We start from the raw sequence: 21,924 nt of genomic DNA on the forward strand, positions 1-21,924 counted from the left end.
CCGTGAAACCGGTACCGATCCACGGAGAGGCACGACGTGACCAGCACCCGACCGACCCCTCGTGAGTTGACCGTCCCGGCAGCCCTGATGACGTTGTTGCACACCGCGGACGGGCGCCCGTATCAACGTTTCGGCCCCGCCAAGTGCACCGCGTTGGCCGAACTCGCCGAACTGTCCGTCAGCAAGGTCCTCGACATCGACGGGGACCTGATTCTCGGCGCGCGGGTCGCGGTGAGTGATCGCGGGTGGGTCTCCGCACTCGCCGACTCCCTGGGCCGAGCAACGGCGGCCCGGCCTGTCCAGATTCGGCACTGGCTGCGTCGGCGCTCCGGCGCCTACGCGGAGCATCGCGATCGTGCGATCGCGGACGGGGTGCTCGAACGCGGGCGGTCCCGAGTTCTCGGTGTGCCGTACCGCACCACGAGGGTGACCCCCGAGGTGCGCGACCGCGTGATCGCCGATCTCGTGAACCCGGTGTGCGACGACCCGAGAATCGGCGCCCTCGCGGCGATCGTCGTGGGTGCCGACATCGTCTCCGTGCTCAACTTGACAGCGGAGGAGCGCGAGCAGGTCGCCGTCAAGGCGTCCGCTGCCGACCGCCTCGGCGCGGTGGGATTGCCGGCGCCGATGGCGGCAGCCCTGGCGACCGTCGGCTACCTGTCGCTCACCGGGAGCTGAGCGACCGTGTCCGGTCGTCGCCGAATCGACGGGGAGCTCTGCCGGGGACCGTCGACGGTTACCTCGTTGCGATGCAGACCCGAGCGGCGATCGAGCAGTACAAAGGGATCATCCAGTTCGCTCTGGGGGTGTCGGAGGAGAAGGCATTCGACCTGCTGAAGTGGCGGTCGCAGGACAGCAACGTACCTGTGCGGGCGCTGTGTGAGCAGTCGCTCCGCGACAGTGCGGGCGTCGTGTGGACCGACGAGGCGGAGCGGGACAGGTTCGGGAGATTGCTCATGACCGTGCACACCCGCGTCGGTAACTGACGGACGTTTCCGCGGCAGGTGGTCACGCCGTCGTCCGGTGCGGGTAGTCCGCGTCGCGGTTCTGGAAGGCGAGAATCGCCGGGTTGCCTATCGTCCCGTCGCGGATCTCGATCGACCGGGCAATGGTGGGGGAGGAGTTCCACGAGGACGGGCCGTCCATGACGGTGCGCAGGTAAGGCAGCAGGGCTTCGCTGATCTCCCACGTGGCGGAGTCCCACAGGTACGACGGGCTGTGGTCGACGGCGTAGTACCGGACGTTGTCGCCGACGAGGAACATCGGAGCGTCGAACGACGTGGGCCGAGCCCACTCGAATCCCATTCCCTCGTCGCAGGAGACGTCGATGACGAGTGTCCCAGGCGCCAGGGCCCGAAGGTCGTCCGTGGACAGGAACGTGAGCGGTGACGCGGTGTCCTGGAGAACGCAGTTGACGATGATGTCGTGGTCGGCGAGGAACCCGGGCAGGGGCACTCGGCCGGTGTCGGTGAGGGCGCGGTTCTCGTGCGGGTCGTGCTCGTCGACGTCGAAGTTGACGATACGCGCGGAGTGGATGGGCGAGCTGACGGCCGAGGCGCCACGCTGGGTCAGGACATCGACGTCGTGAATGCCATGGGCGTTGAGCGCCGTCACTGCGCCGCGTGCGGTGCTGCCGAATCCGATGACGGCGGCGCGGAGTCGTCGACCGTAGTCACCCGTCGATCCGGCCAGTTGGAGAGCGTGCAGCACGGAGCAGTAGCCGGCGAGTTCGTTGTTCTTGTGGAACACGTGCAGCTTGAACGACCCGCTGCTGGACCAGTGGTTCATGGCCTCGAACGCGATGAGGGTGAGTCGGCGGTCGATGGCTGTCTGGGTGACTTTCTCGTCCTGAACGCAATGCGGCCATCCCCACAGTGTCTGCCCGACGCGCATTCCCGCGAGGTCGGAGACCTGCGGCTTGGGAAGAAGGAGCACGTCGCATTCGGCCACGAGGTCGTCTCTCGATCGAAGTCCTGCGACCAGACCGGACAGATCGTCGTCCGAGACGCCGTACGGGGCCCCGTATCCCTTCTCGAGAAATATGCGCTCTCGCAGGTCCGTGTCGATGCGCTCGAGGTGCCGGGGGTGGATCGGGAGGCGACGTTCGCTGGGTTTGCTGGAGAGTGACGTGACGCCGAGGGTGAGCTGCTGCACGGGTGCCCTTCCGGTTGCAGTATTCGGTTGTCGGAGAACGAGACCGGATGTCAGTGGAAAACAGGCTCCGGGTGTGGAGGTGCCATCGAGGACCACGTCGCGCGGACGGTGGTCCCCGTTCCCGAGTGATCCACTGTCGACGAGGTGCTCAGTGCCATGATGAGTGGCAGACCATTACCGCGAAGAGCGTTGTGCACAGGTAGTTTCCACCGTCCGAGATCAGCGACGGTGACGTCCAGCGTGCCGAGGCCGACCGAGTAGGTGGCGCTGATCTGCATCGTGCCGACACCGTCGATGTCGAGGTAGGCGTGGTCGACGACGTTGGCCATCGCTTCGTACACCGCCAGCACCACATCGGCTCTGCGGGCGTCGTCGAACGGCAGGATGCGGAGCCAGGCGGCAAACGCTCTGCGTACGGCGCCGATGCACAGGGCGTCAGCGGGGACATCGGACATGACGAGGCCCGGGTTCCGGACGCTCGGACCGAGAGAGCTGTCTGCGACACCGTCATGGGTCGCGTCCAGCACGCCCGCCGTGCGACCGTTCAGGACGACACCGCGGCCAGTGCCGCGTCGAGGTCGGAGTGGAGCGAGAGCATCTCGTCCATTCCGACGAGCGTGAGTGGACGGGTGGTCGCGGGCCCGTTCGACACGACAGCGAGCGCGACGAGTGCGCCGAGCGCGCCGAGTCGGCGGTGCGTGTCGATGAGGGCCGTCATGCCGGTGGAAGAGAGAAAATCGACGTCGGTCAGGTCGATGATCACCGCGGAGGGCACGTCGTCCGACAGTGCTCGGTCGAGACCTGCCGTCAGCATGGGCGTGGACTCGAGGTCCAGATCGCCGCGGACCGACACGATGAGTACAGACCCGTTGCGGGCAACGGTGACCTGGACGGATCGTCGGTCGACGTCCTGCTCGCGTGCGCGATCAAGGGTCACTGCGGTACCGCCACGACCGAGGTGACCGTGCGTTCCGCGAGTACCGACACGCGCACGTTCTCACGTTGCGATTGCTCGACCAGGGCGGCGAAGGCCGCATCCGCGGTGATACCTCGAACTGCCATGACGATGCCCTTCGCCTGTTCGATGCAGGCACGGGTCTCCATCGCTCGACGCAGGTTGCCTGATTCCTTCCGCGCGTCCGCGGTGTGCCGCGATTCCCACACCGCGACCTCAACGGCGGTCACCAGCACCGTGACCAGCACCTCGTCGATGTCGCTGAAGCCGTGATCGCCGAAGCTGTAGACGTTCAGCGATCCCGCATGTTCGGAATCGACGTCCAGGGGTGCCGACAGGAAGCTGCGCACACCGGCCTCGGACGCTGCCGCAGCGAAGAGCGGCCATCGCGCCGCAGCATCCTCGACGTGCACGCACACGATGCGCCCGGTCCGGGCGGCTTCGAGGCAGGGCCCCTCGTTCACGCGGTACTGATCGGCATCGATGTCGCTGACTCGGGAATCCGACCGCGCCGCGGTCTCCGGGTTCGCCGCGTCGTGATGCAGGAGGGTCACCCCGGCCATGTCCGCTCCGGGGATCGCGGCGACCGCCTGTTCGCACAAGCCCTGGAGGAGGATCTCGAACCGACTGTGCGACAGCAGGAGTCCACGAAAGGCATCCAATGCGTCGAAGGTGTCCGCGGCGAAGTACCGCATCGTGATCGCCGTGCGAACCCCGCCGGCCGTGCGGGACGACAACGCTCCTGCGATCTCGTCGTCGAAGGCGTTCGCGGCGGCCAGTGCGGCCGCCGTGCTGTGATCGTCCGGGGGCAGGCCGGACGTGACCGAATCCGTCATGCGGAGTCCTCTGTGGTGCAGTCATGACACCTGTCGACGTGCGCGGAGGACGCTGCGCGGTGATGACTTCACCGGATGCGCCCAAGCGTACGCCGCGGGTCAACCCCACACACGGTATGCCGCAACGCGCGACCCCCGTACGAACGGTCGATGCTCGTCGGACGCGGACTTACTAGTGACGTGTGGGTGCGCGGGAGGTGACACGGGGCAGGAATGCGCGGTCACGACCACGGGACAGTGCGGCCGGGTTGTGAGACCGCCAGACAATGGTTCGGCCGCGCTCTCGGTGGAAGGTCCGAATCTAAAATTTATGCATGGAGCACCCAGAAGTTCGCCGAAACGGCCTGTCATGACTGCCACAGTGGAGCAGAAAGGCTCTGTCTCCGTCGAGATCGACGGTGCGGTCGCATGGGCCGTGATCAGCAATCCGACCCGTCGCAACGCATTGAGCGCAGCGATGATGCGCGATCTGCACGCGCGACTGCAAGAGCTGGACAAACGCCCCGACGTCCGCGCCATCGTGCTGCGCGGGGAAGGTTCGGAGGCATTCGTCTCCGGAGCCGACATCTCGGAGTTCGAATCGCAGCACGGTTCCACCGATGCCAAGCAGGCCGCCGACGACGCCATTGCCGCGTTGTTCTTCGGACTCGCCGCCATGCACACGCCGACCATCGCGATGGTGCACGGCTTCTGCATGGGCGCCGGCGTCGCCGTCGCGCTCACCGCGGACATCCGCATCGCCGATGAGGCGTGCGCGTTCGCGATTCCCGCCGCACGTCTGGGAATCGCATACCCGGTTCCGCCGACGCGCGTGCTGCAACGCATGGTCGGCTCCGGTCACGCCGCCGAGATGCTGTACACCGGCGGTCGCGTCACGGCAGAGACCGCTCTCTCCATCGGTCTCGTGAATCGGGTGGTCCCGAAAGACCAGTTGCACGAGGCCGTGCGCACACTCGCGACGACCATCGCGGCCAATTCACCCATGTCGGTGCGGGCTGCGAAGGTGGCCCTCGCCAGCGACCTCTACCCGGAGATGCTCTCCGAAGCCGAGGCTTTCGTGGCCATGTGCGCCGGCTCGGACGATGCCGTGGAAGGTGGGCGCGCCTTCATGGAGAAGCGGCGACCCAAGTTCACAGGCGTCGTGTCCTGACGCAGTCCTGCAACCACGTTCGGGTTGCGAGAATCATGTGGGCCGGTCGCACCGACTGAACGCATCGGGTCGAGGCGGTGCTCGAGGTGCGTTCGGTGTTCGCGTTCGCGCTGGCTGCCGGGGAGTCGACCACCGGTTCACTGGAGTTGTACCGCCAACGCCGACCGACGAGGAAGCAGGGCTCGAACACGCCGCTGTGGAGGAGTTTTCGCGCACGGAGGTGCACACGGCCATCGGGATGCTCGCTGCCCAGTTCGCTCGCACGGCGAGCGTCGACGTGCCATGGTGGTGAGCATCAGTCGTCGGGGTAGTCGAAGGGTCGTGCCGTTGCCTCCTCTGCCCCAGTTCCAGAGTGCGATCCGCGGTCCGTGGTTGACGTCGGTGTTCGGTGCCGTCCTTCTCGTGTCGCTGCCGGTGATCACCGTGACCGGTCTGCTGTCCTACATCGCGTACGGGCCGCAGTTCGGGCAGGCCCGCCCGGGGGACGTGGGGTGGTTGAGGTTGCCCCAGTTCCACTGGCCGACCGATCCGTCCTGGATCTATCGGCTGAACCAGGGCCTGCACGTCACGCTCGGCCTCGTCGTGATTCCGCTGGTTCTCGCGAAGCTGTGGTCGGTGATGCCGAAGCTGGTGCAATGGCCGCCGGTCCGATCCCCGGCGCAGGCGCTCGAGCGGCTCAGTCTGCTGATGCTCGTCGGTGGTGTGCTGTTCGAGATCGTCACCGGTGTGCTGAACATCCAGTACGACTACGTCTTCGGTTTCGACTTCTACACGGCCCACTACTTCGGGGCGTGGGTGTTCATCGCCGGGTTCCTCGCGCACGTGGCCATCAAGGTTCCGGTCATGTGGAGGACGCTGCGGACGACGTCGCTGTCCGACGTGCTCCGGGACCGCAACGATGCGCCCGGCGCGGAACCGGAGCAAGGGGAGAAAGCGACGCAGGGCATCTCCCGGCGCGGCGCCCTCGCACTCGTGGCGAGTGGAAGTGGTCTCCTGGCAGTCCTCTCCATCGGGCAGACCATCGACGGGCCCCTGCGGTCGACCGCACTGCTGCTGCCCCGGGGCCGTTCCTACGGCGACGGGCCCAACGACTTCCAGGTGAATCGCACCGCCGTCGCAGCGGGGATCGATCCGGTGTCCACCGGGGAGTCGTGGCGAGTGGAGCTGTCGGGGACGACGCGCGTGGTTCTCGACCGAGCGGCACTGGAGGCGATGAAGCAGCACATTGCGGTCCTACCGATTGCGTGCGTCGAGGGGTGGTCGACTAAGCAGGAGTGGACCGGGGTACGGCTGCGAGACCTCGCCGGCCTCACCGGCGTGTCCGACGGAGCCGCCACAGTCAGCTCACTGGAACGAGGTGGCGCGTTCGCTCAGGCGACGTTGGCGCAGAACCAGGTGTGGCATCCGGACTCGCTTCTCGCGTTGACCGTCAACGGTGAGGCGCTGTCGCTCGACCACGGCTATCCGGCGCGTGTGATCGTTCCCGGCCTCCCCGGTGTCCACAACACCAAGTGGGTGTCGCGTATCGACTTCGCCGGCGAGGCCGGTCGATGAGGCGGCTGTACGGGGCGGGTGCTGCTCACGCGGCCGTGCTGGTCGCGTCCTTCGTCCTCGCAGGTGCCGCTGTTCTGACTCTCGGGGCGGACGCACTGTGGAACCCGGACAGGTGGTGGCAGTCGATCGCGGTGTGGTTCGTCGGTTCGGCGGTCCTGCACGATCTGGTCCTGTATCCGCTGTACTCGCTGGCGGATCGAACGACGCGCCCGACACGACACTGGACAGTCCGGCAGGTCTCGATGCGTCCGCACATACGGGTGCCGGCTCTCGGCGCCGCGCTGACGCTGCTGGTGTTCTTCCCGGGCATCCTGAACACCGACGACACGGCCATCGTCGCGGCGACGGGCATGAACCGTGACCCCTACCTGGAGCGGTGGCTGTGGGTCGTGGCAGCGATGGTCGCGACGAGCATCGGGGTGTTCCTGGTGCGGGTCCTGCTGTCCGGAGGCATTCCCCGCGCAGGTCGGACCGAGTCCGGACAGCGTTGAGGCGCAATCCTCCGGTCCCACGGGAGCGAATGCCTGGAGTACGGACACCGGCCGACGGGTCGAGGGGGCGGGTGCGACGATCCAGGAAGGTCACGTGTGACAGCGAGTTCGACGGGTGAAGCACCCGACAGTTTCGATGCTCTGTTCACCACCGCGATACCCAGCACGACGTGGTGGGTACGTCACCGTCACGGTCCCCGCCACCCGTTGCCGGTCGGACGATGGCTCGGCGGCGAGCACGCAGACGCCGATGACCGTGCAGTGGACGAGACGTTGCTCGCCCTCTGCCGGGGCCGCACGATCGATCTCGCGTGCGGGCCGGGCCGCCTGGTCGAGGAACTGCGCCGACGGGGAGTGTCGGCCATGGGCGTGGACACGTCCCCGGCAGCTGTCGCGCTGGTCCGTGAACGCGGCGCCAAGGCCGAGCTGGCCGACATCTTCGACATCGTTCCACACGAAGGGCATTGGGACACCGTGCTTCTCGTCGACGGGAACATCGGCATCGGCGGGGATCCCGGCCGTGTCATCGGTCGCGCGCACGACATCGCCTGTGAGAGCGGAACGGTGCACGTCGAAGTGGCAGCCCCCGGAACGGGATTCGTCGCAGAACGCCTGCGTATCGAGAGTGACGAGACTGCGGGGCCGTGGTACGACTGGGCGCGAATCGATGCGGACACGCTGGCACCACTCGCCGCGGCACGAGGGCTGGTACCGGTCAGTGTGACCGCGATCGCCGGTCGGCACTTCGCTCACTTCGTCAAACCCCCGTACAGTTCGGCCCCCGAGACTTCCGAGTGAGCGGCCCGACTGCGGTCGATCGGCGGCGCGGGTGGGTTCCTCGAGTTCCGGAACTGATCGGCGCACTCCTCGCGGCCGCACTGGTCGTCGCGGCAGTGGTCGTGGCGCGGCGGGAGAACGCCGTCGTCACTCCGCTGATCGACGGCATGGGCTTCGACTTCGACGATTTCGCGTCGCTCGCGCCGCTGTTCGGGTGGGTGGGCGCTCATGTGGGCCCGGGTACCCCGGTCGCGGTGATCATCGGCGTCCTGGTGGTGATCCTCGGCCCGTCCGTGGCGGCACGCATGTCGTGGCGGCTCCTGCTCCTCGTGACCTGGGCGACGACCCTTGTCTGGACCGTCGGACTGGCTGCGGTCGACGGCTGGCAGAGAGGGTTCGTCGACAAGTTGACGTCCCGCGACGAGTATCTGTCCGAAGTCGGCGGGATCGACGACATCGGGGCCACGCTGCGTGGGTTTTCCGACCGGATCGTCGACGGCCAGGCGGACTCGTGGGCCACGCACGTCTCCGGCCATCCCCCCGGCGCCATCCTGACGTTCGTGTGGTTGGACCGCATCGGACTCGGTGGAGGCGCGGCGGCCGCATGGTTGTGTGTGATCGTCGGGTCGTCTGCCGCCGTGGCCACGGTTGTCGCTGTGGCGGCGCTCGTCGACCGCGACACGGCTCGACGGTTGATCCCGTTCGCCGTGATCGCTCCCAGCGCGATCTGGATCGGTGTCTCCGCGGACGGATTCTTCACCGGTGTGTCTGCCTGGGGCATCGCCCTCCTGGCCGTCGCTGCAGCCGGGCGACGAGCGCGACACGACGTCGCGGCCTTCGCGGCGGGTCTCCTGCTGGGGTTCTCGGTCTATCTCAACTACGGACTCGCTCTGATGGGCCTGGTTGCTCTGGCGGTCCTCATCGCCTCTCGCCGCGTGCGGCCATTGCTACCGGCGATCGGTGGCGCCCTCGTCGTTGCCGGACTCTTCACCGCGTCGGGCTTCTGGTGGTTCGACGGGTACGTCGCGGTCCAGGAACGATATTGGCAGGGCATCGCGTCAGCGCGCCCGTTCCAGTACTGGAGTTGGGGCAACATCGCGGCTCTGGTGTGTGCGGTGGGACTCGCGGTGCCCGCTGCCCTGTCCCGCGTGGTGTCACTGCCGCGTGTGCGACGTGCCGAGCCTGTGACTCTGCTCGTGGTGGCCGCTCTGCTGGCGGTGGCGTTCGCGGACCTGAGCAGGCTGAGCAAGGCGGAGACGGAGCGCATCTGGCTGCCGTTCCAAGTGTGGATGACGGTTGCCACTGTCGCGATCGGGGATCGCTCGGTGCGCTTCTGGCTGGCAGCGCAAGTCGTGCTGGCACTCGCGATCAACCATCTGACGTACACGAACTGGTGAGCGACCCGCCCCCTCGGTCGACACGACAAGGAGAAACGATGCACGTGTTACTCACCGGCGCGGCCGGTTTCATCGGCGAACACATTCACGAAGCACTACTGGGGGCCGACCACGACGTGACGGCTGTCGACGCGTTCCTGCCTTCCGCGCACGGCCCGACGCCGCGGCACGCGCCGAACGTGACGGCTGTCGACGTTCGCGACCCCGGCGCTCTGGACGACGTCATGGTGGGGGTGGACGTGGTGTGCCACCAGGCTGCTGTCGTCGGAGCCGGCGTCAGCACCGCGGATGCACCCGCCTACGCCAGCCACAACGATCTGGGTACTGCCGAAGTACTTGCCGCGATGGCCCGAGCCGAGTGTCGGAAGCTGGTTCTCGCGTCGTCGATGGTCGTCTACGGCGAAGGTCGCTACCGCTGCCCCGTGCACGGTGTCATCCGTCCGCGCCCTCGAAACCCGTCGGATCTGCGGAACGGTGTCTTCGATGCGAAGTGCCCGGAGGGTGACGAGCCGGTGACGTGGGAGACGGTGGACGAGGACGCTCCGCTCGAGCCTCGGAGTCTCTATGCGGCAAGCAAACTCGCGCAGGAGAACTATGCACTCGCGTGGTCGCTGGCGACGGGCGGATCGGTCACGGCGCTGCGGTACCACAACGTCTACGGCGATCGAATGCCCCGTGACACACCGTATTCGGGTGTCGCGGCGATGTTCCGCTCATCGCTGGAGTCTGGTGAGCCGCCGACGGTGTACGAGGACGGCGGGCAGATGCGAGACTTCGTCGACGTCCGGGACGTCGCCGCCGCGAACCTTGCCGCCGTCGAGCACGACGGAGCGGGGTTCGTGGCCTGCAACGTCTGTTCGGGACACCCGATCTCGATCGGTGACGTGGCCCGCATTCTGTGTCGTGCACACGGCGGCGGCATCGAACCGGCGGTGACGGGTCAGTTCCGTCCCGGCGACGTGCGGCACATCGTTGCCGGTGCCGATCGGGCCGACGAGATTCTCGGATTCCGAGCTGCCGTCGGTCCGGACGAGGGGCTCACGCGGTTTGCGTCGGCACCGCTACGGGCGGCATCCGACGGCTCGGCCCCGGTGGTGTGACGATGATCGATCCTTCCGATGTCACCGTCGTACTCCCGTGCCGCAACGAGGCGCAGTCTCTTCCCGATGTTCTCGACTCCGTGCCCGACGGCTATCACCGCCTGGTCGTCGACAACGGCTCCACCGACGGCACCGCGGACGTGGCCCGTGCGCACGGGGCGGAGGTGGTCATCGAGGCGATACCCGGATACGGCTCAGCCGTGCACGCCGGAATCACCGCTGCTCGAACGACCGTCGTGGCTGTCATGGACGGGGACGGGTCGATGGACCCTCGCGAACTGCCCGGGCTCGTCGCAGCGCTGGACTCCGCCCAACTCGTCGTCGGTCGGCGCCGCCCGGTGCACCGCAGTGGCTCGCCGTGGCACGCCCGCCTCGGCAACACGGCCATCGCCTGGCGTCTACGCAGACGACTGAAGATCGACGTCCACGACATCGGCGCTCTTCGGGTGGCCCGCCGCGACGATCTGCTCTCGCTCGACGTCCCGGACCGACGCTCCGGCTACCCGCTGCAGCTGTTGGTTCTCGCCGCTCGGGCAGGGTGGACAGTGGTCGAGCACGACATCTCGTACCGCCCGCGGACCGGGGGAGTGTCGAAGGTGTCGGGGTCGGTTCGCGGCACGGTGGTGGCCGTCTGGGATTTTGCGAAGGTGATTCCATGATCGATGCGACGCTGCTCGTCATCGCGAAAGCGCCGGTACCCGGCTTTGCCAAGACTCGACTGATGGCCGCCATGACCGCCGAGGACGCCGCGTCGGTGGCGGCCGCGGCGCTGCTCGACACACTCGCCGCGGCGAGGCAGGCTCCTTTCGCCCGGCGGGTGGTCGCGATGACCGGCGACCTGGCCGAGGCGATGCGCAGCGACGACATTCAGAGGTCACTGGCTGACTTCGACGTCATCGATCAGCGCGGCGACGGCTTCTCGGAACGGTTGATCCACGCGCATCGCGACGCCGCCGGATGCGCTCCCGTCGTGCAGATCGGCATGGACACACCGCAGGTCGATCCCGCGATGCTCACCGACATCGGTGAGGCTCTGGCACCCTCGTCGGCGATCCTGGGCCGTGCCGAGGACGGAGGGTGGTGGGTGCTCGGACTGCACGACGCATCCGATGCGCAGGCCCTGCGAGCAGTGGAGATGTCCACCGACCGCACCGGGGACGACACCCGGGACGCCCTGCAGCGCTGCGGCCTCGTCGTCGGTGCAGCACCGACTCTGCGTGACGCCGACGAACTCGTCGATCTCGACCCGATCGCACGACAGTGCCACCCGGACAGCGAGTTCGCTCGATGCGTGGCTGCACTCCCTGTTTCGAGGCCGACGGGGGAGACACTCTGACCGCGACCTCCGGCACCCGGAGTGTGCTGTTCCGCTTCTATCTGGTCGGCGGTGCGAGCGCCGCCGCGTACGTTCTGTTGTTTCTGGTGTTCCGAGTCGTCATGTCGTCCCAGGCCGCGAACGTGCTCGCGCTCCTGGTCTCTGCGCTCGCCAACACCGCGATCAACCGCCGGTTCACCTTCGGAATCCGTGGAACCGATGCGATCGTTCGCCAGTACGTGCAAGGGCTCGTCGTCTTCGCCCTCGGGCTGGCGGTCACCAGCGGCTCGTTGGTACTCCTCCACAGGTGGGTACCCGATGCATCGCGAGCAGTCGAGGTGTCCGTCCTGGTGGCCGCGAACCTCGTGGCCACGGTCGTGCGCTTCGTCGGGTTGCGCCGGGTGTTCACCGAACACCGATCGTGAACGTCGCGCAGGCACGTGTCACGACGCGTCGACACTGTCGGCCGGGATGATCTGCAGGCTCGAGTCCGCGCCGGGGTCACTGCCTGTCACCAACACGTTTTCCGTTCGTGGATCCACGGCAACGGAATTGGCCTGACGAACCGTCGGCAAGTCAACCACGATCCGCGGCGATGCCGGCTCGGCCACATCGACGACACGAAGGATGTTGCTCTCGGTCAGCGTGATCAGAAGGAGCTTCCGATCGGCGTCGTAGGCGAGCCCGTAAGGATTGCCGGGTGCGTCGATGCGAGCGACCTCGCTGATGTCGGGAGTGATGCGTTCGAGGTATACCGCGCCACCGTCGGTGTCGGCGAAGGCAGCGAGGTCGGGGCCGAGCGATGTCGCATGCGTCAGTTTGGTCCCCAACGGTCCCTGCGCGACGAGCTTCTGGTCCGGCCCGCTATAGATCCAGATCCCGTTGCCCTGCACGTCTGCGACAGCTGCGTAATTGCCGACGGCTGCAACGCCGCCCGGTTGCACGGGACCGGCGGGGAGAGATGCGGTCACGACACCGTTGCGGACGAAGACGACTCCGCCGCCCATCTCGTTGGTCACGACGGTCGCGCCGTCGGCGGTCACCACGGCATCGTGCGGTTGCCGTCCGACGCCCCGGATGGTGGAGAGCGTCGCTCCGTTCGCCGGATCGACCAGGAGCAGTTCGTCACTGGACTCGAGGGGCGCGAGTACCGGTCCGTCCGGGCCGGCGAGGGAGAGGTGTCGCGGCGCACCGACCGTCGGCACGAACGATCGCTCGACTCCGGTCGCCGCGTCGAGCAGCCTCAGGCCATCGGGTTCACGCACTGCGGCGACAGCGATGCCGGACGACGTGACGACGATTCCCTCGGGTGCGCCCGGAAGCGGAATGACGGTGCCGATCGGATCCTGCGCTGCGGGCGCCCTAGCCGGTTCGGCGGCGGGCGTCTGCGTCGGCGCAGGTGCAGTGTCGTCGGTGGAACAGCCGGCGACGAGAGCCAGTACCGACAAGGCGACGACGATGCGTTTCACGGTGAACCACCGAACTTCTCTAGTGCGTCCAGGCACGTTCGTCGTATACGTACCCAGCTCGTTCACGCGGGAAACCCGAGCCGAGCTCCCACGAGCACAGCCGAGCTCGAGTCTGTCGGAATCGGTGCACGGAGCCGGGCTGATAGCGTCGATCGTCTCCACGCTTCATCGCACGAGGGGAACGACGAGACGATGACGGGCACACTCACCTGGCACGACGACATCAGTCCGCAAGCACGCGTTCTGTCGGCGGCGATGAAGGCGGTCCTCAAGCCGACCCTGAGTATGTGGCCGCTCACCGACGGCGGCATCAAGGCCATCGGGCACCTCGATCGCGTCGTCGACCGACTGCCGAAACCGCCTCGCGTCACGATCGACCAGGTGGTACTCGGTGGTGTGCCCTGCGAGAAGACGACACATCCTCGGACGGCCACTGGCACTCTGGCCGGTGCGACGGTTCTCTACTTTCACGGCGGCGGCTTCGTCTTCTGCGGACTGGCGACCCACCGCGGTGCGTGTGCCATGATCGCCGCCCGTGCGGGTGTTCCGGTGTACTCCGTGGAGTACCGGCAGATTCCGTACGGCGGCATCGGTACGTCGATCTTCGATGCCATGGCCGCCTACCGCGCCGCGTCGGCGACGGTGGCCGATCCGTCGAAGATCATCGTGGCGGGAGACTCGGCCGGCGGTTACCTCGCGATGAAGGTCGCCGAACTGGCTGTGCTGGAAGGGTTGACACCACCCGCGGCCGTTCTGGGATTCTCGCCGTTGCTCAATCTGGACCTGAGGAGCCATTCCCGTGCGTTCATGAAGCGGGACGCGTATCTGCCGATGAAACAGGTTCTCGCTCTGGAGGATCGTTGGATGAACGGGCCGGACGCCATCCCGGGCGCAGCGTCTCCGATCGATGCCGATCCGTCGGTGTTTCCGCCGGTCTTCCTGTCCTCGGCGCAGTACGAGTTGATGCGCCCGGACGTGGAGGCGATGACGCGCAAGCTCGAGGACGCCGGCCGGATCGTCGAGACCCATGTGTGGCGCGGTCAGGTGCACGCATTTCCCGTGTTGGCAGGCGTACTTCCGGAAGGCCGCGAGACGCTGCGGAGCGCGGTGGACTTCGCTGCGCGCCACCTCTGAGCCGTTCAGACGACTCCACCCGAGCTGGTCGTCGCTCCCGCGTGACCGCACGCGCACGGCTCGGTTGTCGAATGTCCCGACCCATCGCACGGATACTGGCCACACTCCACATCGGTGGTGCCCGTCTCGGACCGATACTTGTCCCGTGACCGACATCGATGTCTCCGCACTGCCTCGCTACAGCAGGACCGGCCGGGGAGCCCCCATGCTCCTGATTCACGGGATCGGGCATCGACATCAGATGTGGGACCCCGTGATTCCGACACTGGCTGATCACTTCGACACCGTCGCGATCGATCTCCCGGGCTTCGGAGAGAGCGATCCCCTCGGCGACGGTGACGCACCCACGCCGGCGCGACTGGCTGACCGGGTGAAGCTGGTGATGGACGAACTGGGCTGGGACAGTGCGCACCTCGTGGGCAATTCGCTCGGCGGGTGGCTCTCGTTGGAGATCGCGCGCCGTGGTCGGGCGACGTCCGTGTGTGCGCTCATGCCCGCCGGGCTGTGGCGCTCGACGGGCGGCACAGCCCGTGTGCGTCGGCAGGTGCTCTTCTCCGTGTGGGTGCACGGGTCTCGCGTTCCGGGTGCGGGGTTCCTCCTGCGCCGGCCACTGCTGCGGACCGTCGCCTTGTTCGGGCTGTTCGGCCGTCCGTGGCGCATCCCGTCGGTGGTGGCAGCCGACGATGCACGCAACCTCGCCACGTGCGACTTCGACCGCACGATGTCAGCCCTCGAAGGCACTCGCTTCGGCGGCGGAGCCGAGATCGATGTCCCGATCACTGTGGTGTACGGGGGCAGAGACCCGCTCATCCGTGCAGCGGAGACGGACCTCGACGGGCTGCCGTCCCTCGCCGCCGTCCTCGTCCACGAGCATCTGGGGCACGTTCCCACGTGGGACGACCCTGATCTCGTGGCAGCTGTGATCAGGGGCTCGACCACGGCGTCGTGAGCACACGTGGGAACGCCACGCTTTCGGTAGACGCTCACGCCCGCGACGCCAGGTAGTCGTCCACCGTCGTCGGGGCGCGGGGGTCGTCCCCCGCCGCGGCGACGCGTCCTGCAGAGAACGCGTGGTGCATCTCGACCTGCAATCTCGCTGCATCGTCGGAGAATCCGACCTGGAGTAGCTGGGTGATCGTCTCCTCGTCGGGGAGCTGCTGGTAGGGGAGATGGCCGATGCCCTGTGCTCGGCCGACCGCGGCGGCGACGTCCATCAGGGTGAGATCGACTGCGGTCCTGATCTCGCGGATGGTGGTGCCCTGGTGCTCGGGTTCCTCGACTGCGTCGGCCGCGGCTGCGCCGACGTCTCCGGCCGCCACCATCGGCAGGGGCACGTCGGGGGCGATGGAGTCCTGGAGTGCCCCGATGTGGCGAAGGTGGGGCAGGACGGGGTCGAGATTGTCGAAGAAGTAGCCGGGTCGGAGAAGGACGAGATCGGTCTCGAGGGCGGTGAGTCGCTGCTCCTGAGCGTGCAGTGCGGTGAGGAATCCGGTCCCGTGCTCGAGTTCGGCGCCCAGGGAACTGAGTGCGACGACGCGTGGCACCCGTGCTCGTCGGAGTGCGTCGGTGATGGAGGACCCGATGTCGTTCATGTGTGCTCGGACGTCGGGTGCCGTGGGGTCGAATGGGACGAGGACGTAGGCCGCGTCCACGCCGGTGAACGCGGTGGTGAGGAAGTCGGTGTCGGTCAGGTCGCCCGTGTGCGTGGTGGCAGCCGGGTGTGCGTGGGGCCGTGCGGTGCGCGCGACACGGCGTACTTTCCATCCGCGGCCGAGGAGCGTGTCGGTGAGGCGTCGTCCGGTTCGGCCGGTGGCGCCGAGAACAGTGATGGTTCGTTGTGTGGTCACGATGTTCACGGTGCCGGGTTCGTGGTGGACAATGAATACCGTGGAGTCCACCGTTGATGATCGATCGTCCAGGATGTGGCGCGGTGACGATGCGCTCGGCGACGCCCTGCACTCGCTGCGGATGCGTGGGGTGTTCTACGTTCGATCGGAACTGACGGCTCCCTGGGGTCTCGACATCCCCGCGATGGAGGACTGCCTGTGGTTTCACGCACCGGTGGTGGGATCGTGCCTGCTCGACCTGCCGGGGACGGACCCTCGGCTGGTGGGCGAGGGTGAGTGCGTGCTGGTCCCGCACGGTCGAGGCCACCGAGTGGTGGACGATCCGTCATCCCTGTCGGTGTCGATGTACGACCCGGAGCCCGAGTGGATCTCGGACCGCTTCATCGTTCTCGAGCACGGCGGCGGGGGCGAGCGGGCCGTGTTGATCTGTGGCGCCGTGAAGTTCGATCATCCGACTGCTCGCTCACTCCTCGACGTGCTGCCCGACGTGCTGGTGGGTGATCGCGGGTCTGCGGTCTCGGCCGCGGTACTGGAACTGCTCGCGAACGAGGCCGCTGCCCGCCGGCCGGGTGGGGAGGCAGTGGTGACGCGGCTGGCCGACATCCTGATCATCGATCTCGTCCGAGCGTGGCTCCGAGAGGAGGGCGCTGAGATCGGCGGCTGGCTGGGGGCGTTGCGCGACAGACAGATCGGTGCCGCGGTCATCGCGATGCATCGGCATCCGGAGCGGCCGTGGACGGTGGCGGATCTGGCTCGGACGGCGGCGATGTCTCGATCCGCCTTCGCCGCGCGCTTCACCGCGCTGGTGGGTGAGGCCCCGCTGGTCCACCTGACCCGTCGGCGCATGCAGCTCGCGGCGGCGGAGCTCATGAGATCGAACGCCACCATCTCCTCGGTCGCGGCCTCGTTCGGATACGGGTCCGACGCGGCGTTCTCGCGAGCGTTCACCCGCACGATGGGTCGGTCCCCGTCGTCGATGCGGCACTCAGGGTCGGCGTCGTAGGGGCATCCTGTTGTCCGACAACCCCTCACATCGGACGAAGACTCGGAGCGGCACGAACGGAGGCTATGCCTCAGCCTTCCGCGCTGCCACACGGTGGGCGGCATCCTGGACGAACCAGTAGGCCACCAGGCCGACGTACACGCCGACGAGCCCGCCGGTCACCCGTACGCCGCGCCGACGAGACAGAGACTCCCACGACACAGACATCGCACACCCTCTCACCGAACACGTCACCGATCCGGTGATTGTCCTCCGAACATGCCGATCAGCACAACGGCTGCGAGTGACGGCGGAACGATCGGCCTGAGTCTCGCTGTCCTGGAGTGCCACCCTCGGGCTCTGACGGGCGCCGTGGAGGCTACGCGAGAGTCAGCGCGTCGCGCACGGTCGCAGGCGACCTGCCGAGCAACTGGCCCAGCAGTGGATCGACGCCGGCGAACCAACCGCCGGCTGCAGCGTCGAACATCCCGAGTGTGAAGCGAGCCGCGAATTCCGGCTGCCCCGAGGCGACCCGGGCTGCGATCCAGTCCTCGGGGTCCATCAGGACTCGCCGTACCGTCCGCCCTGCCACGTCGGAGGCGATCGCCGCCACCTCCTCGAAGGTGGGTGCAGACTCGGCGGTCACCGTGACCGGTCCGTCGTACGCGCCGTTCGATGCGATGATCGCCGCCGCAGCCTCCGCCGAATCCGCTCGGGACGTCCACGACACCGGACCGTCGGCCGGAACGGTGATGACACCGGACTCGCGCCAGGGGCCCGTCGACCAGGCCAGGCTGTGGGCGTAGAAGCCGTTGCGCAGCGAGGTCCACGGCAGGCCGGAACCCGCCAGCAGCCGCTCCGTCGCCGCGTGGTCTCGACCCGGACCGAATGGCGTGTCGTCCGCGGCCCCCTGATGACTCGTGTACAGGATTCGCCCCACGCCCGCGGTGACGGCCGCGTCGATCGCGTTGCGGTGCAGGGAGACTGCGTCGGCCCTCGGATCACTGGACGAGACGAGCAGCAGCTGATCGGCATTCGCGAATGCGTCCGGCAGGGACGCCGGGTCTGCGTAGTCGCCGTGGCGCACCTCGATGCCGAGATCGGCGAAGCGTCGGGCCCTGGACGCGTCTCTGACCGCCACCGCGATCTCCGAAGCGGGGCGATGTCTGAGCAGGTGGTCGACAGTGGCGCCGTTCAGCGCGCCGGTGGCGCCGGTGATGACGATCATGAGTGCCTCAGTTTCGTTGGTATCGCATCGCTGTTATCAATGGAAACACAACGATATCACGAGACTGTTATCGTTGGAACGTGATCAAGCCGACCAGCACTCGAGACGACGTCCGGGCGCGGATCATCGAGGTCGCGGCCGCCCTGCTGCGCGATCACGGCGTGGCCGCGGTGACCACTCGTGGGGTTGCCGAGGGTGCCGACGTACAGCCCCCGACGATCTATCGACTGTTCGGTGACAAGGACGGTCTCCTGGAGTCCGTCGCAGAACATGTTCTGGCCGAGCATGTCTCGATGAAGAGACGCATCACCGAGACGGCCGCGTCGCAGGGCGTGGATCCCCTCGTGGACCTGCGCGACGGGTGGCTGACGCAGGTCGAGTTCGGCATCGCCAACCCGGAACTGTTCCGGATGATGAACGGCCCGCAGCACCTGACACGATCTCGCGCGGCGCAGGCCGGCATGGACGTCCTCCGGGCTCGAATACACAGGGTCGCCGAGACGGGCCGACTGCGGGTGAGCGAACAACGGGCGCTCGGACTCGTCCAAGCGGCGGGTGTGGGCGCGATCTCGGTGCTTCTCGCGACTCCGGCCGAGGACCGCGACGACGAGTTGGCCGACGCGATGTTCGATGCCGTCATGCGGCAGATCCTCACCGACCCGCCCGACCGCGAGCAGGACGACCAAGCCGCCGCCGCGGTCGCTTTTCGTGCGATCACGCCGGCGTTGGACACGTTGAGCGCCGCCGAGCGCGCGGTCATGGTCGAGTGGCTCGATCGGGTGATCGCCGGACTCTGACACTCGACTCGCCGTTCTCGTCGAGGTCGTTCACAGCGGACTGCACGGACCGCGTGGTTTGTGACAAAGTACGAACAACGACAAGTTCGAGGGGTATCCGTGACACCACTGTTGAACGCTCCTGCACATCGACATCGAGTACCGGTCGACCATCTGTGCTGGGTCTCGACCGTCGAACGTGGCCACCGGCGCTCATCGTGCTCGCTGTGTTCCTGGTCTTCACCGTGGTGGTTCCGCGCATCGACGCTGCCCTCGACTGGGACGACCCCGTTCTGGCAGGGCAGCAGCTTGCACTCACCGACACCCTCGTCTCCACCCTCGTCGCCGGTTACGACGTCGAGTCCGGCTTCCGTGTCGGAGACGGAGGCACGTTCGGCGATGCCACCATCGCCGGGGCCGGCATCACCTTCCAGGTGTCGACAGACTCGTACGACGGCACTCCCGATCAGCTGCTCGACCAGGTGCAGAAGGTCACGTCCCGGACGGACGACCCCACCTTCCGGGTCGACGGGAACAGGGCCACTCTCACCACGGCGGCCGGCGAGACCGGAGTCGCGCAGCCCTACAACAGCGTGCGAAGCGACGGGGTGATCGCGGCCTTCGTTCTCGGCGGCACAGGGGTCGACATCACTGCCTACGGGCCACCCACCCAGATGACCGCAGCCCTCGACGACGTCCGAGCGATGATCGCGAGCATCCGTACCGTGGATGGGGACGACGCATGAGCACTGTCGACCCCCGCACGTCTCCCGAGACGGTCGGCACGGAAGCTGGTCAGCGCCGAGCGAAAGCAGTCGAGATCTCCGGGTGGGGTGCGAGATTCCACTTCGTGCAGCCTCACAACCTCTCCTTCTGGGTCTACCTGGCGCTGACCGCCATAGGTGCGTTCCAGGCGTGGGCGTTCTTCGCACCCGACGCCGGGTTCTACGCCGAAGGGTTCGCGGTCGCAGCGGTGCTGTGCGGGTTGTGCGGACTCGCGTGGCTCGCCTGGTTCCATCACATCGACCGGTGGGAGCGGCAACCAGGCGGGCTCGTGGTCGCTGCCCTCGTGCGGGGCGCTGTCCCGGCAACGTTCGCTTTCGCGATGACCGTCAATACGGCGATGCTCGGCATCTACCCCAAGCTGTTCGATCAGGAATGGAGCGCGAACTGGGCGGCAGGTGCGACGGCACCGTTCACCGAGGAGGCGGTCAAACTCTGTGGTTTCCTGCTCCTGATGAGCCTTGCCCCGCGTCTCATCCGCACCGCGAACGACGGCCTCATCGTCGGAGCGTTCATCGGGCTCGGATTTGCCGTGTTCGAGGACTTCCTCTACGCGGCGAGTTCCACTGCTCGGGCATTCGGCACCGATCCCGTGGGCAACGCGGTGCACATGTCCGTCGTACGCATCGCCGTCAGTTTCGCCTCCCACCCTCTGTTCAGTGCCCTCGTCTGCACCGGAGCCGTCTATCTGATCGGGACGGCAGCGCAACCCCGGCGGGTCGGGCGTGGTGCGGCCTTCGTCGTCGCCGGCATGTTCCTCCACTTCACATGGGACGACGCCGGCGGTCTCGGTGGCGGCGGTCTGGGAAACTTCGTGGTGATCCTGGCGTCGGTCGTCATCGGGTTCACGGTGCTGACCATCGCGTTCCGCCGGGCCGCACCGCGTGAGTATCAGTTCGTCCGCGACATCCTCGACCCGGAAGTCGAGGCCGGTGTCGTCACCGATGCCGAGGTCGACGGTGTGCTGGACACGAAGGCCCGCAAGGCATTCGTGAAGTCCGCGCCCACTCGGAAGGCCCGACGAGCCCGCAAGCATCTGCGTCGCGCCGTTCTGGACCTGGCGCACGACGTCGCCCGCGAGAAGGGGGAGGACACCGAGTCCGTACGCCACTCTCGCAGCGAGGTCGAGCGGTTACGAGCAGTGGCCGGGTGATCGATAGCCGACCTTCTGGACCACGACTGTTCCCGGTGTGGGTCAGCGCACCACCTCCACCCGAGCATCGAAGTCGAACCTGTTGATCGCTCCGATTCCCGTTGCCGTCTCGGTGCCCATCAGGAACGCGATGGGTGAATTCGGTTCGGCGGTCACGTGCCCGAGCCCGGCCTGTGCCGTCGGCCGATGGACAGTCAGGCGTAGGGCTGTTCTGCTGCTCTCGGTGTCCTTCCAGATGCTGACCTCCCCGAGAGGGGACGGCACGCGAGGAACGGGCGCCTGGTCCACGATCCGCACGGGGCCGCCCTCCGAGACGCCTCCGAACGCGTCGGCAGTGGCACCGACTCCCGGCACCAATGCGATGTCGAATCCGACCTCCCGCATCAAGTCGTAGATCTGCTGGTTGTCTGTGACCTGCTCGACGGCGTAGAAGTGGTATCCCGGCCGAGCATCCTTGCGGTCGACGGAGAGGACGCGCTCACCGAAGGCGAAGGGACCGTCGAACGGTACGCCGTCGATGATCCCGCTCTGGCAGGTCTCGACACCCATCAGGAGCGATGAATTACCCGGAATGCCGGGGCCACCGGGCAATCCGATGAACGACGAGGAGGTGTAGCCGTCCGGCAGTGCGGCGGCTGCGCGCTCGGGTGGTACCGAGACGATGGCGGACACCTCGACGCAGTCCCGAGCCTGAAAGCTGCCGAGAACGTCGGTCGGTGCGGCAGAGGCGGACGGCGCGACCGCAGAGATCACCGCGAGCGCGAGTCCCGCAGTGAACGTGACGGCGGCGGGTCGCACGCCCTTCGAGTGTGTGTGCATCGGA

At 67.3% G+C, this 21,924-nt stretch carries 25 protein-coding genes; 17 read left to right on the top strand and 8 right to left on the bottom strand.

Translation table 11 applies throughout. The annotated features are described in order from the left end of the window. The first annotated feature begins 36 nt into the window (after window positions 1-36). Both QRN16_RS19555 and QRN16_RS19560 read left to right on the top strand, forming a co-directional pair. On the top strand, window positions 37-678 hold the full coding sequence (locus QRN16_RS19555; protein ID WP_285189232.1) for a GPP34 family phosphoprotein: 642 nt from the start codon (window positions 37-39) through the stop codon (window positions 676-678). A gap of 71 nt (window positions 679-749) precedes the next feature. After that, the gene (locus tag QRN16_RS19560; protein ID WP_285189234.1) at window positions 750-986 is read left to right on the top strand and encodes an ANTAR domain-containing protein; all 237 of its coding nucleotides are present in this window, start codon (window positions 750-752) and stop codon (window positions 984-986) included. A gap of 22 nt (window positions 987-1,008) precedes the next feature. Here the strand turns inward: QRN16_RS19560 and QRN16_RS19565 are convergent, their stop codons facing one another. The 4 genes from QRN16_RS19565 to QRN16_RS19580 are packed head-to-tail and all read right to left on the bottom strand — an operon-like array spanning window position 1,009 to window position 3,945. Next, a complete protein-coding gene (locus QRN16_RS19565) occupies window positions 1,009-2,154 on the bottom strand; it encodes a N(5)-(carboxyethyl)ornithine synthase (protein WP_222647845.1) in 1,146 nt (381 codons plus the stop codon). A 50-nt stretch (window positions 2,155-2,204) separates the two neighbouring features. Then, window positions 2,205-2,681, bottom strand: a complete 477-nt coding sequence (locus tag QRN16_RS19570) for an ATP-binding protein (RefSeq protein ID WP_285189236.1) — start codon at window positions 2,679-2,681, stop codon at window positions 2,205-2,207. Window positions 2,682-2,698: 17 nt separating this feature from the next. Beyond that, window positions 2,699-3,091, bottom strand: a complete 393-nt coding sequence (locus QRN16_RS19575; RefSeq protein WP_285189238.1) for an STAS domain-containing protein — start codon at window positions 3,089-3,091, stop codon at window positions 2,699-2,701. Continuing rightward, window positions 3,088-3,945 (bottom strand): GAF and ANTAR domain-containing protein, encoded by an 858-nt coding sequence (locus QRN16_RS19580; RefSeq protein ID WP_222650874.1) that lies wholly within the window; start codon window positions 3,943-3,945, stop codon window positions 3,088-3,090. Before QRN16_RS19580 ends, QRN16_RS19575 begins: the two co-directional genes overlap by 4 nt. Window positions 3,946-4,294: 349 nt before the next feature. Between QRN16_RS19580 and QRN16_RS19585 the strand changes: the two genes are divergently transcribed. The 9 genes from QRN16_RS19585 to QRN16_RS19625 all read left to right on the top strand — a co-directional run bounded on the left by QRN16_RS19585 (window position 4,295) and on the right by QRN16_RS19625 (window position 12,154). Continuing rightward, window positions 4,295-5,095: an enoyl-CoA hydratase-related protein gene (locus tag QRN16_RS19585; RefSeq protein ID WP_285189241.1), complete on the top strand. Its 801-nt coding sequence runs from the start codon at window positions 4,295-4,297 to the stop codon at window positions 5,093-5,095. A 282-nt stretch (window positions 5,096-5,377) separates the two neighbouring features. Next, the gene (locus QRN16_RS19590) at window positions 5,378-6,649 is read left to right on the top strand and encodes a molybdopterin-dependent oxidoreductase (protein WP_502944024.1); all 1,272 of its coding nucleotides are present in this window, start codon (window positions 5,378-5,380) and stop codon (window positions 6,647-6,649) included. Continuing rightward, window positions 6,646-7,140: a hypothetical protein gene (locus QRN16_RS19595; RefSeq protein WP_285189244.1), complete on the top strand. Its 495-nt coding sequence runs from the start codon at window positions 6,646-6,648 to the stop codon at window positions 7,138-7,140. Before QRN16_RS19590 ends, QRN16_RS19595 begins: the two co-directional genes overlap by 4 nt. 96 nt (window positions 7,141-7,236) lie before the next feature. Continuing rightward, window positions 7,237-7,938: a methyltransferase domain-containing protein gene (locus QRN16_RS19600; protein ID WP_285189246.1), complete on the top strand. Its 702-nt coding sequence runs from the start codon at window positions 7,237-7,239 to the stop codon at window positions 7,936-7,938. Further along, on the top strand, window positions 7,935-9,314 hold the full coding sequence (locus QRN16_RS19605; protein ID WP_502944025.1) for a hypothetical protein: 1,380 nt from the start codon (window positions 7,935-7,937) through the stop codon (window positions 9,312-9,314). Before QRN16_RS19600 ends, QRN16_RS19605 begins: the two co-directional genes overlap by 4 nt. Before the next feature lie 38 nt (window positions 9,315-9,352). Further along, window positions 9,353-10,414: an NAD-dependent epimerase/dehydratase family protein gene (locus QRN16_RS19610; protein WP_285189248.1), complete on the top strand. Its 1,062-nt coding sequence runs from the start codon at window positions 9,353-9,355 to the stop codon at window positions 10,412-10,414. Window positions 10,415-10,416: 2 nt separating this feature from the next. Next, window positions 10,417-11,073 carry a glycosyltransferase family 2 protein gene (locus QRN16_RS19615; protein WP_285189249.1) on the top strand — a complete coding sequence of 219 codons (657 nt, stop codon included), beginning with the start codon at window positions 10,417-10,419 and terminating at the stop codon, window positions 11,071-11,073. Further along, a complete protein-coding gene (locus QRN16_RS19620) occupies window positions 11,070-11,750 on the top strand; it encodes a TIGR04282 family arsenosugar biosynthesis glycosyltransferase (RefSeq protein WP_285189251.1) in 681 nt (226 codons plus the stop codon). Before QRN16_RS19615 ends, QRN16_RS19620 begins: the two co-directional genes overlap by 4 nt. Before the next feature lie 23 nt (window positions 11,751-11,773). After that, entirely contained in the window at window positions 11,774-12,154 is a 381-nt protein-coding gene (locus QRN16_RS19625; protein ID WP_285189253.1) for a GtrA family protein, read from the top strand. Window positions 12,155-12,172: 18 nt separating this feature from the next. On the opposite strand, the gene QRN16_RS19630 is transcribed toward QRN16_RS19625, so the two are convergent. Next, a complete protein-coding gene (locus QRN16_RS19630; protein WP_285189255.1) occupies window positions 12,173-13,198 on the bottom strand; it encodes a YncE family protein in 1,026 nt (341 codons plus the stop codon). 192 nt (window positions 13,199-13,390) lie between these two features. On the opposite strand from QRN16_RS19630, the gene QRN16_RS19635 reads away from it, so the two are divergent. After that, window positions 13,391-14,332: an alpha/beta hydrolase gene (locus QRN16_RS19635; protein ID WP_285189256.1), complete on the top strand. Its 942-nt coding sequence runs from the start codon at window positions 13,391-13,393 to the stop codon at window positions 14,330-14,332. A 145-nt stretch (window positions 14,333-14,477) separates the two neighbouring features. After that, the gene (locus QRN16_RS19640) at window positions 14,478-15,281 is read left to right on the top strand and encodes an alpha/beta fold hydrolase (protein ID WP_285189258.1); all 804 of its coding nucleotides are present in this window, start codon (window positions 14,478-14,480) and stop codon (window positions 15,279-15,281) included. A gap of 34 nt (window positions 15,282-15,315) precedes the next feature. Here the strand turns inward: QRN16_RS19640 and QRN16_RS19645 are convergent, their stop codons facing one another. After that, window positions 15,316-16,179 (bottom strand): NmrA family NAD(P)-binding protein, encoded by an 864-nt coding sequence (locus QRN16_RS19645; RefSeq protein ID WP_285189260.1) that lies wholly within the window; start codon window positions 16,177-16,179, stop codon window positions 15,316-15,318. A 40-nt stretch (window positions 16,180-16,219) separates the two neighbouring features. On the opposite strand from QRN16_RS19645, the gene QRN16_RS19650 reads away from it, so the two are divergent. Then, window positions 16,220-17,182 carry an AraC family transcriptional regulator gene (locus QRN16_RS19650; protein WP_285189262.1) on the top strand — a complete coding sequence of 321 codons (963 nt, stop codon included), beginning with the start codon at window positions 16,220-16,222 and terminating at the stop codon, window positions 17,180-17,182. A 358-nt stretch (window positions 17,183-17,540) separates the two neighbouring features. Here QRN16_RS19650 and QRN16_RS19655 read toward each other — a convergent pair whose 3' ends face one another. After that, entirely contained in the window at window positions 17,541-18,389 is an 849-nt protein-coding gene (locus tag QRN16_RS19655) for an NAD(P)H-binding protein (protein ID WP_222650886.1), read from the bottom strand. An 80-nt stretch (window positions 18,390-18,469) separates the two neighbouring features. Here QRN16_RS19655 and QRN16_RS19660 point away from each other — a divergent pair, with 80 nt between their 5' ends. The 3 genes from QRN16_RS19660 (at window position 18,470) to QRN16_RS19670 (ending at window position 21,101) form a co-directional block, all read left to right on the top strand. Next, window positions 18,470-19,186: a TetR/AcrR family transcriptional regulator gene (locus tag QRN16_RS19660; protein ID WP_285189264.1), complete on the top strand. Its 717-nt coding sequence runs from the start codon at window positions 18,470-18,472 to the stop codon at window positions 19,184-19,186. A 155-nt stretch (window positions 19,187-19,341) separates the two neighbouring features. Beyond that, a complete protein-coding gene (locus QRN16_RS19665; protein WP_285189265.1) occupies window positions 19,342-19,911 on the top strand; it encodes a hypothetical protein in 570 nt (189 codons plus the stop codon). Continuing rightward, window positions 19,908-21,101: a PrsW family intramembrane metalloprotease gene (locus QRN16_RS19670; RefSeq protein WP_285189267.1), complete on the top strand. Its 1,194-nt coding sequence runs from the start codon at window positions 19,908-19,910 to the stop codon at window positions 21,099-21,101. Before QRN16_RS19665 ends, QRN16_RS19670 begins: the two co-directional genes overlap by 4 nt. Window positions 21,102-21,143: 42 nt before the next feature. Here QRN16_RS19670 and QRN16_RS19675 read toward each other — a convergent pair whose 3' ends face one another. Further along, window positions 21,144-21,920, bottom strand: coding sequence for a hypothetical protein (locus tag QRN16_RS19675; protein ID WP_285189269.1), 777 nt, complete (start codon window positions 21,918-21,920; stop codon window positions 21,144-21,146). Window positions 21,921-21,924: the final 4 nt, after the last annotated feature.

It is taken from the genome of Rhodococcus sp. MEB041, assembly GCF_030208955.1.
Classification (GTDB): domain Bacteria; phylum Actinomycetota; class Actinomycetes; order Mycobacteriales; family Mycobacteriaceae; genus Rhodococcoides.

Excerpts from the sequence above, each read along its gene's own strand:
- QRN16_RS19595 (WP_285189244.1), top strand. The coding sequence starts at position 6,646 with ATGAGGCGGCTGTACGGGGCGGGTGCTGCTCACGCGGCCGTGCTGGTC.
- QRN16_RS19585 (WP_285189241.1), top strand. The coding sequence starts at position 4,295 with ATGACTGCCACAGTGGAGCAGAAAGGCTCTGTCTCCGTCGAGATCGAC.
- QRN16_RS19610 (WP_285189248.1), top strand. The coding sequence starts at position 9,353 with ATGCACGTGTTACTCACCGGCGCGGCCGGTTTCATCGGCGAACACATT.
- QRN16_RS19560 (WP_285189234.1), top strand. The coding sequence starts at position 750 with ATGCAGACCCGAGCGGCGATCGAGCAGTACAAAGGGATCATCCAGTTC.
- QRN16_RS19635 (WP_285189256.1), top strand. The coding sequence starts at position 13,391 with ATGACGGGCACACTCACCTGGCACGACGACATCAGTCCGCAAGCACGC.
- QRN16_RS19615 (WP_285189249.1), top strand. The coding sequence starts at position 10,417 with ATGATCGATCCTTCCGATGTCACCGTCGTACTCCCGTGCCGCAACGAG.
- QRN16_RS19580 (WP_222650874.1), bottom strand. The coding sequence starts at position 3,945 with ATGACGGATTCGGTCACGTCCGGCCTGCCCCCGGACGATCACAGCACG.
- QRN16_RS19590 (WP_502944024.1), top strand. The coding sequence starts at position 5,378 with ATGGTGGTGAGCATCAGTCGTCGGGGTAGTCGAAGGGTCGTGCCGTTG.
- QRN16_RS19655 (WP_222650886.1), bottom strand. The coding sequence starts at position 18,389 with ATGATCGTCATCACCGGCGCCACCGGCGCGCTGAACGGCGCCACTGTC.
- QRN16_RS19670 (WP_285189267.1), top strand. The coding sequence starts at position 19,908 with ATGAGCACTGTCGACCCCCGCACGTCTCCCGAGACGGTCGGCACGGAA.
- QRN16_RS19620 (WP_285189251.1), top strand. The coding sequence starts at position 11,070 with ATGATCGATGCGACGCTGCTCGTCATCGCGAAAGCGCCGGTACCCGGC.
- QRN16_RS19675 (WP_285189269.1), bottom strand. The coding sequence starts at position 21,920 with ATGCACACACACTCGAAGGGCGTGCGACCCGCCGCCGTCACGTTCACT.